We start from the raw sequence: 12,507 nt of genomic DNA on the forward strand, positions 1-12,507 counted from the left end.
CTCATAAACCATGACAATTATTTCGCCAAAAATTATTCGGCAACTGTTTTTGTTGCTTTTAATTATTTTAATTCTAAGCCTAATATTTAGAGAAATGTTGCCCTATTTGTCTGGTGTACTCGGGGCTATTACAATTTATGTGCTTTTAAGAGGACTTATGGGCCGGTTGTTAAATAAAGGCTGGCACCCTAATTTGGCAGCTGGTACGCTTATGGTTTTGTCCTTTTTTGTCATTTTAATTCCAGTGGTTGGTGCTGCTTTTATGCTAGGCAATAAAATTAGTCAGGCGGTAGCCAACTCCGAAAAAATAGCTCGCATTATTAAAAGCCAGTTAACCGAATTGCAAGATCGATTTGGAATAGATTTAGCGACACAAATTGATGCTTCGGCCATATCAAGTTGGTTGTCTACAAATCTTCAGAATGTTGCTGGTGGCACCTTTAATACGGTTATAGCCATTTCTATAATGTATTTTTTACTTTATTATATGCTTACAAACAGAAAGGCTTTGCGCGAATCGTTGATGGGGTATATTCCTATAAATCACGATAATTTAAAAGTTTTAGGAGCCGAAGTTCAAGCTATGGTTCGGGCCAATGCTTTAGGTATTCCTTTGGTGGCAATTGCTCAAGGTTTGGTGGCTTTAATAGGGTTTTTTATTTTCGGCATTGACAGCCCTTTTTTCTGGGCAGTTATTGTAACTATTGGCTCTATGGTGCCTTTTGTAGGTAGTATGTTAGGAACAATTCCGGTTTTTATATTAACCTTTGCTAGTGGTCATACATTTGCAGCTTGGGGTATTTTAATGTATGGTATTTTAATTGTTGGTGCTACCGATAATTTAATCCGTTTGTTTGTGCTTCAAAAGTTGGACGATGTTCATCCGCTAATTACCTTAATAGGTGTTATTATAGGTATTCCGCTTTTTGGTTTTATTGGTTTAATTTTTGGTCCCTTGCTGGTGAGTTTGGTTCTGGTAATTATTAAAATATACAAGCAAGAATATGTTACGGATACCGATGATAAGTCTTTAAAATCGGTATAATAGTCGTAAGCTTCCAAAGGCGTGATTTTTTGTTCTATCAAATTCACCCGTATTAAAATTTAGGCCAAAGGCAGCGGTAACATGTTGGTAAGAATACATTACGGTTGCATGCGCAGTTACAATATAGTGGTTTATTTGTTGGCTTGGTTTTTCGGGGGAACCCTGAAACACATTTCCTTGTATGGTGGCATTGTAGCCAGAAAGTTTAAAACCCATGCCATAGTCTAGAAACCATTCGGCCTTTTTGCTTTCAGAGAAAAGACCGTTATTTCCACTTACCGAACTGCCAATAGTATTAAATTTCCCTAACCTGAAGTGTATTTTGGGCCAAACATAGGTTAAAATAGTACCTACAGAGGCTTGAGCGCTTGCGTAGCCATCAAAAAAACCAAAACTAAATAGCTCGTGGGCGTAGCTACTTGTTAAATTAATACCTAATTGATTTGGAATTTGTTCAGACCAATCCACTAGCGCATCTTGGGTAATGTGTTCATGAATATAGTTTTGAAAAGCGCCAGCCTGCGATGCGGGGCCTAAAATACCCAGTTCCAAACCAAAGCGAAAAAAAGCGTGTTTAAAACTGTAATTGCTTTCAAATACAGCGTAACTCCAACCGGCATAAGGTCTTTCAATTGTTATAGATGTTTCTGTGTCGTTTTTTCTGTAGTTAGGGGTGTAGGCTTCAATGCTTAAACCTACGGTATAGCTATGGTGTTTTTTAGATGCAAACAATGCACTTAAAAATTGATTATTAGCGCTAATCCAACGAAAACGACCAGCTACTCCGTAGGTGTAGTTCCTGTCCGAGGTGTTATAAATTACGAAATAATCGTTGTCCGTTGCTAATTCTAACTCGTACTTATAAGTAGGTTCATTTTGAGCAAAACTAACCATGCCTATTATGGCAATGCATAAACGTAATAGGGTGTTTGTCATGATAGTAATTTGAACAGCGAAGCTAAAAACATCCTATTGGTTTTAGGCGTGCGAAACATTTTTATTTTAACGCAAACCATTTTCATAGGTTTTGCTATTGTATTAATGTTTTTTCCGATTCCGTTAAAACCTCTCCGTGTCTTAAAATATATTGCTACTGCGAAGAAAAAGAAACTGCACCTAATCTAAAAAAATACCCAAATGAATACAGAAGAGGCCATTCAGGTAGAAAAAATAGCCGATACAACTCACGAAATATTTGCACTTATTAAACAACGATACAGCCCACGTACATTTAAAAACGCACCCATAAAAGAAGCACATTTGCATCAGCTGTTTGAAGCCGCTAGGTGGGCGGCTAGTTCAAATAATTTACAACCATGGCGCTTTATTTATGCCGAAAAGGGTTCGGAAGCTTATACCAAACTGGTTAGTTGTTTAAGCGATTTTAATCAATCTTGGGCTACCAACGCGCCGGTATTAATGTTAGCGGCGTACCAAGAGAAAACGCCATCGGGACAGGAAAATTTTCACGGGTTGCACGATTTGGGTTTGTGTTTAGGAAACATGACCCTACAAGCACAATATCAAAACATAGGCATGCACCACATGGCTGGCGTAGATTGGAAAAAAGCGCATAAACTCTTTAAGGTACCTGCTGGTTTTCATGTGGCAACTGCTATAGCTTTGGGTTACTATGGTGGCGCTTTAGAGGAGCTTCCCGAGGATTTACAAAAGGAGGAAAGCAAAAAGCGCGCGCGCATGCCTCAAAAGGATTTTGCATTTAAACATACATGGAAAGAAATTTAGTAACAAAAAATAAGCAATTATGAAAATTGGAATTATAGGAAGCGGAAATATAGGCGGTAACTTGGGAAAACATTGGGCTAAAGCCGGACACCAAGTACTGTTTAGTTCCAGACACCCAGAAAAATTAAACGATTTAGTACTCGAAACCAAAGGAGAAGCCACAAATGTAAGCGTAGCAGAAGCATTTGAATCGGATGCCGATGTCTATTTATTGGCCACACCGTTTCAAGCCATCGATAAAATTTCCGAATTATATGCCGGTGAGTATGGTAATAAAATTATTATAGACGCTACAAATCCATATCCAGAAAGGGATGGCGAAATGGCTAGGAATGTTCGAGAAGCCAATTATAACGCCTCGGAATATACAGCCATGAAATTTAACACAGCAAAAACGGTAAAAGCTTTTAATACCATAAAAGCGGAAGACTTAAAAAGTAAAGCGTTTATGGAAACCGATAAAGTGGCTATTCCGTATGCAGCACAGGATGAGAGTAGTAAGCAGGTGGTTAGGCAATTAATTCAGGATATTGGGTTTGATCCGCTGTATGTAGGGAGTTTAAGCGATACAGATATTATGGACCCGGATCAAGCTATTTATGGCAAAACCTTACCACGAGAAGATTTGCAATATTTAGTAAACGCCACCCGTTCCGTATAAATAACAAATAGCTAACGCTTTTAAAGAGGTAAATTTTTAGTTACCTCTTTTTTTATGCTTTTGGTTAAATAACCGGGCTGTAAATACCTTTAAAGTTACTCGAATAGAAAGTTTTTAGCACTATTTTATCAGGAAATCCCATTTATTAAATTAAAACATATATCTTTATTCTTAACCCCAACCCAATAAAAAACCAAAAAAACAGCAATGACTTTATTTGTAAAATATGACTACAATCAAATTTGTAAAACTATTTTAAAAGAGCAGTTTCATGCTTTAAATATCGAGTATACTTACAACAATCATGGCGAAATTACCATACATAGCCCATTAACGGACCATTTACAACAAAAACTAGAAGCGGCTTTAAACCACTACGGGATTAAAATATTATCCAACCAAAAAGATACCTTGGTAGAGCGGATTAAAACTTCCATTGATACCATGCTTAGAAGTAACGATTTAAGAACCGTTAAGGTATCCACTTATTTGTCGGAAAAACTACATTACTCATATGCACATTTATCTTCTGTATTTTCTGAAAACACCTACACATCTATTGAAAACTACATGATTTTAAAAAAAGTGGATTTGGTTAAAGAACGTATTTGTACAACCAATTTAACTCTTACAGAAATAGCTTATCAGTTGGATTATAGCAGTGTTGCGCATTTATCGGGGCAATTTAAAAAAACAACAGGTTTAACGCCTAGCAAGTTTCAAAAAATTATGAAAAATAAACGTCACTAATTTCTTTAAGTATATATGAATGAATTGCTTTTAAATATTGCCCTGGCCGATGATGACGAAGACGACAGAATGTTGTTTAGCGAAGCCATTGAAGATTTGGATATGCGAACCAAACTTTCGGTTTTTAACCACGGTCAAGAACTTATGGATTATTTAAATCTTCCAAACATTGTTTTGCCCAATCTTATTTTTTTAGATTTAAATATGCCCATAAAAAATGGAAAACAGTGTTTGGTAGAAATTAGAAAAAATCCCCGATTAAAAGATGTTTGTGTAGCTATATATTCCACGTCTTCATCTGAAAAAGATATAGAAGACACATTTCTAAATGGTGCAAACATTTATATAAAAAAACCCAATAATTACAGTAAATTACTGGAAGTTATTGAAAAAGTATTGCAATTAAACTGGCAATACCACACGTCCAACCTAAATAAAGAAACGTTTCTTTTCAGATTGTAAATTATTATGGATTTTAAACGGGTATATTATGCCTCCAAAACGTACTATATTCTTGCCGTAGTAGCGGTTGTTTTATTAATTTTTACAACCGTAATGGCTTATAATCAGGTAATGCGCATGCAAAAATCTGCTGAAATGGTTACCCATTCGGTTCATATTTACAACCATCTAAACATGCTTACGGCTCATTATACACAAGCCGATTCCGAAGCTTTTAAAAAGCGCCTTATTAATCCGGAAAATTCAAAATTTTCTATTGAAAACTACCAAGCAGAAGGTCGGGCTATTTTGGATAGCTTGGCAGTTTTGGTACATGCAAACGCAACACAAACAGATCGCCTAAATAAATTAGAAACAAAATTTCAAAAACTATACAAACAGTTAAAGGCATTAGATAACACATTACCGGGTAACGATACGCTAAATTTTAATATTCAAAAAACGTTAATAGGAGCCACCTTATTTGAAATTCGCCAAATTAAAAATAGCATGCTAGAGGAAGAGCAAACTTTAATGGCGCAACGCAAAGTTTCCTACGCTTCTAGTAAATCGTTAGCACCTTTAATATTATTATCCGTTGCGCTAATAGCACTAACTGTTTTTGTATTGGCGTTTATTAAAATATCTAGAAATAAAACCCGGATTAGGCAATCAGAAAACTTTTTAAAAAATGTATTGGGCACTACAGACAATGTAATTAATTTTTACACACCCCTTTACAATAATAAACAGGAGATAACCGATTTCAAAATAAATTACGCCAATGCCTGTAATAGAGATTATTTTGGATTAGAACCAGACGATATGATTGGGAAAACCGTATTAACCGTTTTTCCTACCTTAAAAGATAGCCCAAATTTTAATAAGTTGGTAAGTTGTTTTGTAAGCAAAGAGAAAGTAAAGTTTCAAAGTAAATTGTTTATGAACAACAGTTTAATGTGGTTTGAAACTTTAGTAACACCACTTTCCGAAGGTATTTTAGTAACAGCACGGAATACCACTGCGGAAGAAGAGGCAAAAGCGGTTCAGATTAGCTTAAAAAAACGTCTTGAAAATCAAAATTTAAAACTGCTGGATAACCGAGCGCTGCTTTCCAATATTTTTAAAAGTATTTCGCATATTGTTATGCATTTAAAAAGTATTAGAGACGCCGATGGTAAGATTAAAGATTTTTTAATTCTATTTGTTAACGACCGTATAAACCCTGTTACTGGCGAAATACCCGAAGATTTAAAAAATAAAACAGTATCTGCGGTGTATCCAGAAATTTTTAAGTCTCATGTTTACAACCACTTGGTGCAGGCCATAGAAACCAATAAAACGATTACGTATAATGTGCCTTACACAAAAAACAATAAAACGCATTGGTTTTCGGCAACAGCTATTAAACTTGGCGATGGCGTTACTATAACCCTACGTGAAACCACTGAGGAAAAAGAAAAGTCCGATGAGTTAACAAAATTAAACGAACAGCTAGTTATTAGAAATTCCATTTTAACCGACGCCGAAAGTATTGCAAAAATTGGTAGTTTTTTATGGTATGTGGATTCGGATAATACAGAATTATCTCAAAACTTTTATAACATTCTGGAAGTAAATCCAAGCACGTACCAGCCTACCCTAAAAAATTTCAGGAATTTTGTACATCCAGACGATTTAGCTTTGTATGATGAAAAAGTGGCGTTGTCCGTTACAGGACGCGTTTCTAATGAATATATTTACCGTATTATAACCAATAGCGGTACGGTAAAATACGTAAAATCCAATGCGCAATTTATAGAAAAAAATGGCACTAAATTTATTATTGGTGTCGTGCAAGATGTTACGGCTACTATTAAAGCAGACGAAGAATTGCGTAAAAGTAATTTGGAGCTTCGCCAAATTAACGCCGAATTAGATTCCTTTAACCGGGCGGCCAGTCATGATTTACAAGAACCCTTGCGAAAAATACAACTGTTTATTTCGCGAATTGAAGACCTAGAAACTCAAAAACTATCGGAACGAACGCGGGTTTATTTCGATAAGGTAAAAAAAGCAGCAGCGCGTATGCAGGGCTTAATTAATAATTTGCTTACCTATTCACGTATCGATAGTAGTCAATCGGATTTAGAGCCCGTTAATTTAAACGTGGTTTTAGATAAGGTTTTAGAGGATTTAGCACCCGATATTAAAGAGGCACAGGCAACGGTTCAAGTTTCTAAATTACCTGAAATTAGAGGTGTGTTTTTCCAGATGGAGCAACTATTCTCTAATTTAATTTCTAATGCCATAAAATACAGGCGCCTAACCGAAACTTTGCAAATTACTGTTGCGGCACAAAGGGTTTCTAATACCGAAATACCCGAAGATCTTCGGTTGCACAATACCAGCTACTACAAAATTTTAGTAAAAGACAATGGTATTGGGTTTAAGGCGCAGTATGCCGATAAAATTTTTGAGGTTTTTCAAAGATTACATCAAAAAAACGAATATTCTGGAACCGGAATTGGCCTGGCAATTTGTAAAAAAATAGTAGAAAACCATCAAGGTTATATTTATGCCGTTGGCGAAGAGGGTGTAGGCTCGCAATTCTGTATTTACATTCCTATTTACTAACCAGTACTTCAAAAAGCTTGCTACTTCTTCTCTTGGTTGTTAGTGGCTGTTGCCTGTAATTTAAAACAACCGTCCTAACTTATCATTTAACGGAATAGATATATCAATAAACTCAAAATTTAAATTATGGGAATCTGACAAGGGTTCAATCATTTTTGTTAATGATTTCCTGTCTTTAGTTACAAACGCATCAATATTTCTATTGCGAATTTGAGAAAACAATTTAATATCGTTTATCACTACTTTTCTGTCACCAAAATCACAGAATTTTCCCAAACTTCTCAAAGTTGCTAAAAACTGACCTGCAAATTTAGCATCTGCATAATCGAATTCTAATAATCGAAAAGAATTTAAAGAAATTAAATTATCTGGATTGTCGCCTGCGGCATATTCACTAACGACAATAGTGGAAAGATACATTTCAATTCCATTTTCTAAAAAAATATTCAAAATAGTTTACAGCGTTTTGATGAAAATCCGCATCTGATTTTAACAAACGGATACAAAAAGAACTATCTACAAGAACGCTTTCTATTTCTTTCATATTCCCTCTGCTTTAATATCATCCAACCAAGCATCTACATTTGTTATTTTACTTAAATTAACAGAGGCTTTTTCAATTACTTTATCTAAAAGAGACTTATTAAAAACAGGCTTGTACTGAATGAATTCGATTAATTCTAAATCCGTTAATGAATCGTCTTCAAAACTTCTTTTTCCTCTAACTTTAATTCCATATGGTTTATAAGTCTTTTTCTCACCGTCCATAATCTGCTCTTTAGTAGCAGAAACCGTAAGATTTCCATATTTTTTAGTACTAATATGCAAATTTGGGTTTTTTCCACCTTCTTGATAAATCTCACCGTATAAGTAAAATTCACTTTCGTAAAAAGTTGGTACAATCATCTCGAAATTAGTAGTATTATCTATAACCAATGAAGGTTCTTTAGACATTGAACTATTAAATTCAATAATATAACCATCTTTTACTGCTTTTTTTTGAAACTTATCAATTATTGATTGGCGCTTGTAATCTAAAAAATCAAGATTATTTCTTTTTTTTATTTCGTTTGTTAAGCCTTTAAATAAAATAACAGCTGTTATTGGCAGAAAGAACTTGTGTTTAGCAGAACCTTCTTCAATATCATATGAAATATGTGGACGATTTTTCTTTTCGATTAGGATATAAGAAAGACTCAACGTTTGATATAAAGTCTTTTACCTCATTTATATCAACATCTTTAGGACTTAACGTATTGTCCTTATTCGTAACCCTTAGTTCTATATAACCTTGTTCTTCCACGTGTCTAAAATACAAATTTACTGAATATAAAAAACTGCAGCCAACAAAGTATACATAATAGTGGTTTTAGTGAGGCAAAAATGAATTTAAAGTCAGTTAGAAACCGAAAAGTAAGCATAAAAAATACACTACCTTTCATTTACAAAACTGATACAATGCTGCCTTAAAGTTATATAACACAATACCACAATTGTGTAACACAAGTAGTGGTTGTCTACCCGATATTTATACTAGTCATTTTAACGAACATTATTTAAGTCTAATATATTGATTTATATGTGTTTGTAAAAAGTGAAAAAGATAAATACGAACCTTAAAACACTATCATCATGAAAACAGCATACCTAAAAGCCCATTCTACTAAAGACGCCTTTACACAATTACAACAAGAGTTTGGTGGAAGCTTAACAACCCATTATAAAGAGTATATTTTAGAAGTAGATGGTCCGTTAGGTAAAGGGAGTATAAAAGGTGTGCCTTTAAAAGATGGTATGTCGTATCTGGAATTTAACATGGTATTTTTTACCAATGTAGAACTAACTATTGCTACACCAGACAAGCACCCTATATTTTTTACATATTGTTCCGAAGGTAATTTTAGCCATAGCTTTGGCAAACAAACTGCAAAACACCAATTAGAAAGTTTTCAAACAGGTATTTTAACCAGTAAACAGGCGTTGGATAATGTGTTGTATTTTTCGGCACATACCCCTACAAAAGTCACACTTATTGCCGTTCAAACATTTAGTTTACCAGGTTACACCAATACGCAAAGTTTAAAAAATAAGTTACGTGAAACTTTTTTCGAGAACAGCACAAACACAGAATTTGTTTACATAGGGTCGCATAATTTGCAAATAGCAGAAAAAATTAATCAATTACAGGCTATAACCCAAAAAGGTTTGGTGCGCAGTTTACTTATTCAAGGCTTGGTTCATGTAATTTTAGCATTAGAAATTCAACAACATTCCGATGATGCCAAATTAAAAGCCAAGCAAACCGGATCCCTTACTTTTTCGGAAATGAAAACTATTAAAGCGGTTTCAGATTATGTAAATGAACACTCCGATACGCAAATTACGATTACTGATTTATATACAGAATTTGGCTTGTCGCCTTCAAAACTTCAAGAGGGCTTTAAATTAATGCATGGGCACACGGTGGCAGAGTATATTAAGGAAGTTAGAATTAAAAAAGCTGAAGTGTTGCTTAAAAGCACCGATATGAATATTTCGCAAGTGGTTTATACCATTGGTTTAACTAGTAGAAGTTACTTTTCTAAAATATTCAAGGAAAAATATAATTGTAGCCCAAAAGATTATAAAATTTCTCAAAGAAACACATCTATTTCTGCCTAAATAAGAACGAACCAAAATAGTAGTAAGATGATCCAGAATTATAAAAGTTGTATTGAAGCTTGCCAGCAATGTGTAATAGATTGCCAACAGTGTGCTACTAAAATGGCTGCTTTAGAAAGTCATAATGCTTGTCCAAACTGTTGCATGCAATGTACAGAAGTCTGTTTGCTAGCCATCAAGTTTATGATAGCCGATAGCCCATTTACCAAGCAGGTTTGTGCTTTGTGTGCAGAAATATGCCAGTGGTGTGCCCAGCAGTGTTTGGAGCATCCTCATAAACACTGTCAGGATTGTGCGGCTTCTTGTTTAGCTTGTGCTGAAGCTTGCTTGGCGCACGCAGCCTAAAAAACACTTAAGTACTAATTAAAAAATTAAAACAATGAAAACACAAAACTATACAAAAGATAAAAATGGCATTCAAAAAATGCATCAACTAATAACTGTGCCAAAAGTAGTTATGTTGGCCACCCAACTTAATAAAACACCATTTTCTGTGTGTCCTATGACTTTGCAGGAATTGGATGACCAAGGACAAATGTGGTTTTTTTCATCTAAAACAAGTAGTCATTTTTCAGATATACAAGAAGATAATAGCGTCCAGATTATGTACACCGATGAATTGAAGCAACAATATATTTCAATTTACGGAAACGCCACGCATATTGTAGATAGCCAAAAAACCAAAGAACTTTGGAACCCTAAATTTAATAAATGGTTTGAAGGTATGGACGACTCCAACCTAGCTCTTTTATGTGTTAATATAGAGCAAGCAAGTTACTGGGACTCGGGTTTAGGAAAATTGGTGTCCTTTTTCTCGATTGCAGATGGTGTTATTCAAGATAACCCCCAAAATGTTGGTAGTAAAGGTCACATAGACATGCAGAATCATTAAAATTTTAACCTTGCAATTATAAAAAGTGCCTGCTTTATGCAGGCACTTTTTGTTTGGCTAAAAAAATATGTTTTTAAAAATAAGGTTTTGGGTTTAAAACCATCCCAAATAAAAACCTGAAATAATTACAGCTGCAATTAAAACCACAAGGGCTGCAATTACAAAAGTGGCCGTAAAAGTTGTTTTTTTGTCGTCTTGAAATAAATAATCTTCTCTGTCCGAATCTTCATCTTTAATTACTGGCATATTTAAATAGTTTTAAAGGTTAATGTATACAGTTTTTATATTTACAAATTCATGAATCCCTTCCTTAGATAGTTCTCTGCCGTAGCCAGAAGCTTTGGTGCCGCCAAAGGGTAAACGGGCATCCGATTTTACCAATTCGTTAATAAAAAAAGCGCCATCTGGAATTTGGCTAATTTGGTGTTTAGCGGCTTCGGTATTTTCTGTGAAAACCATACAGCCCAAACCAAAATTAGATGTAGCTGCCATTTTGTAGGCTTCTTGGGCATTTTCTACTTTAATTACTGCAGCAACTGGTCCAAAGGTTTCCTCATCAAAAACCGGCATACCGGGCGTTACATGTGTTAGGATAGTAGGTTTATAAAATGTTTTTTTACGGCTATTACCCAAGTGTACTGTCGCTCCCATATCCACCGAATTCTGTACCTGTTGGTGTAATGTTTCGGCAAGATCCTCGCGGGCTAAAACACTCAAATCTGTTTGTTCCTGCATGGGGTCTCCGGTTTCAATAGCCTCTATATGTTGTTTAAAAGTTTCCATAAATTCGTCGTAAATGCCTTCCTCAACAATAAAACGTTTTGCAGCAATACAACTTTGTCCGGTATTTTGCATGCGGGCATGAACCATGGTTTTTATGTACTTATCCAGGTTGGCATCGTTTAAAACAATACAAGCGTTATTGCCGCCTAACTCCAATACGGTTTTTTTTAGGTGTTTGCCGGCCAAATTAGCAATGTGTTTGCCAGCTTTTTCACTCCCTGTTAACGATACGGCTTGAATACGCGTATCGGCTATTATGTTTTCAATCTGCTCATGCGTAACCAACAAGGTTTGGAAACAGCCATCCGGATAGCCACTTTTTGTAAATAAATCGGCTATTAAAAGTGCACAACCAGTAACATTTGCAGCATGTTTTAAAAATACGGTATTACCTGCCGTTATGGTAGGTATGGCAAAACGCAACACCTGCCAAAAAGGATAATTCCAGGGCATAATACCTAAAATACAGCCCAACGGATCGTAACTTATAAAACTCTCGTGAGCCTCTGTTTCTATTAAAGCATCTGCCAAAAATTGGTCGGCGTTTACAGCATAAAAATCAATTAAAGTTTGGCATTTATCTATTTCGGCCAAACTCTGCGAAATGGGTTTGCCCATTTCTTTGGTTATAAGCTCGGCATATTCCTGCCTATTAGCAGCTAGGGTTTTGCCTAAACGTTCTAATAAGGCAGTTCTCTCTTCAATAGCTGTGTGGCGCCATTTTAAAAACTGCTGGTGCCCGCGTTTTAAGTAGTTTTCAAGGGTGGCATCAGAAAATGTTTCGTAAATTTTTATAACCTGATTTGTATAAGGATTTATGGTTTTAATTGTTTTAGACATAAGTATTTATTTTTAAGAATTTAAACTAAATTAAATCGGGGTTTTAAGTTAACGTATTTACAAAAAAATGTA

The 12,507-nt window shown here is 35.0% G+C and carries 14 protein-coding genes; 9 read left to right on the forward strand and 5 right to left on the reverse strand.

Translation table 11 applies throughout. From position 1 onward, the window contains the following. The first annotated feature begins 10 nt into the window (after positions 1–10). On the forward strand, positions 11–1,045 hold the full coding sequence (locus tag ACFSQP_RS01780) for an AI-2E family transporter (RefSeq protein WP_376891314.1): 1,035 nt from the start codon (positions 11–13) through the stop codon (positions 1,043–1,045). Here the strand turns inward: ACFSQP_RS01780 and ACFSQP_RS01785 are convergent. After that, on the reverse strand, positions 1,031–1,981 hold the full coding sequence (locus ACFSQP_RS01785; protein ID WP_376891316.1) for a lipid A-modifier LpxR family protein: 951 nt from the start codon (positions 1,979–1,981) through the stop codon (positions 1,031–1,033). The two genes, ACFSQP_RS01780 and ACFSQP_RS01785, sit on opposite strands and share 15 nt — an antisense overlap. Positions 1,982–2,182: 201 nt before the next feature. Here ACFSQP_RS01785 and ACFSQP_RS01790 point away from each other — a divergent pair, with 201 nt between their 5' ends. The 5 genes from ACFSQP_RS01790 to ACFSQP_RS01810 all read left to right on the forward strand — a co-directional run bounded on the left by ACFSQP_RS01790 (position 2,183) and on the right by ACFSQP_RS01810 (position 7,259). Next, positions 2,183–2,791: a nitroreductase family protein gene (locus ACFSQP_RS01790; protein ID WP_376891318.1), complete on the forward strand. Its 609-nt coding sequence runs from the start codon at positions 2,183–2,185 to the stop codon at positions 2,789–2,791. 19 nt (positions 2,792–2,810) lie between these two features. Beyond that, positions 2,811–3,452, forward strand: coding sequence for an NADPH-dependent F420 reductase (locus tag ACFSQP_RS01795; protein ID WP_376891320.1), 642 nt, complete (start codon positions 2,811–2,813; stop codon positions 3,450–3,452). 207 nt (positions 3,453–3,659) lie between these two features. Beyond that, on the forward strand, positions 3,660–4,202 hold the full coding sequence (locus ACFSQP_RS01800) for a helix-turn-helix domain-containing protein (RefSeq protein ID WP_376891322.1): 543 nt from the start codon (positions 3,660–3,662) through the stop codon (positions 4,200–4,202). Between the two features lie 15 nt (positions 4,203–4,217). Further along, entirely contained in the window at positions 4,218–4,664 is a 447-nt protein-coding gene (locus ACFSQP_RS01805) for a response regulator (RefSeq protein ID WP_376891323.1), read from the forward strand. A 6-nt stretch (positions 4,665–4,670) separates the two neighbouring features. Further along, on the forward strand, positions 4,671–7,259 hold the full coding sequence (locus ACFSQP_RS01810; protein ID WP_376891325.1) for an ATP-binding protein: 2,589 nt from the start codon (positions 4,671–4,673) through the stop codon (positions 7,257–7,259). Positions 7,260–7,319: 60 nt separating this feature from the next. On the opposite strand, the gene ACFSQP_RS01815 is transcribed toward ACFSQP_RS01810, so the two are convergent. Next, complete coding sequence (locus tag ACFSQP_RS01815) at positions 7,320–7,709, reverse strand: hypothetical protein (RefSeq protein ID WP_376891326.1); 390 nt, start codon at positions 7,707–7,709, stop codon at positions 7,320–7,322. Positions 7,710–7,799: 90 nt separating this feature from the next. Further along, complete coding sequence (locus ACFSQP_RS01820; RefSeq protein ID WP_376891328.1) at positions 7,800–8,459, reverse strand: hypothetical protein; 660 nt, start codon at positions 8,457–8,459, stop codon at positions 7,800–7,802. A gap of 432 nt (positions 8,460–8,891) precedes the next feature. Here ACFSQP_RS01820 and ACFSQP_RS01825 point away from each other — a divergent pair, with 432 nt between their 5' ends. The 3 genes from ACFSQP_RS01825 to ACFSQP_RS01835 are packed head-to-tail and all read left to right on the forward strand — an operon-like array spanning position 8,892 to position 10,812. Then, positions 8,892–9,920 (forward strand): helix-turn-helix domain-containing protein, encoded by a 1,029-nt coding sequence (locus ACFSQP_RS01825; protein ID WP_376891330.1) that lies wholly within the window; start codon positions 8,892–8,894, stop codon positions 9,918–9,920. Between the two features lie 27 nt (positions 9,921–9,947). Continuing rightward, complete coding sequence (locus ACFSQP_RS01830; protein ID WP_376891331.1) at positions 9,948–10,265, forward strand: four-helix bundle copper-binding protein; 318 nt, start codon at positions 9,948–9,950, stop codon at positions 10,263–10,265. A gap of 34 nt (positions 10,266–10,299) precedes the next feature. Then, on the forward strand, positions 10,300–10,812 hold the full coding sequence (locus tag ACFSQP_RS01835; protein WP_376891333.1) for a pyridoxamine 5'-phosphate oxidase family protein: 513 nt from the start codon (positions 10,300–10,302) through the stop codon (positions 10,810–10,812). Positions 10,813–10,905: 93 nt separating this feature from the next. Here the strand turns inward: ACFSQP_RS01835 and ACFSQP_RS01840 are convergent, their stop codons facing one another. Both ACFSQP_RS01840 and ACFSQP_RS01845 read right to left on the reverse strand, forming a co-directional pair. Next, positions 10,906–11,058, reverse strand: a complete 153-nt coding sequence (locus ACFSQP_RS01840; protein WP_376891334.1) for a hypothetical protein — start codon at positions 11,056–11,058, stop codon at positions 10,906–10,908. 12 nt (positions 11,059–11,070) lie between these two features. Then, entirely contained in the window at positions 11,071–12,435 is a 1,365-nt protein-coding gene (locus ACFSQP_RS01845) for an NAD-dependent succinate-semialdehyde dehydrogenase (RefSeq protein ID WP_376891335.1), read from the reverse strand. Positions 12,436–12,507 lie beyond the last annotated feature (72 nt).

Origin of the sequence: Bizionia sediminis (genome assembly GCF_042684585.1) — a bacterium.
GTDB classification, from domain to species: Bacteria; Bacteroidota; Bacteroidia; order Flavobacteriales; family Flavobacteriaceae; genus Algorimicrobium; species Algorimicrobium sediminis.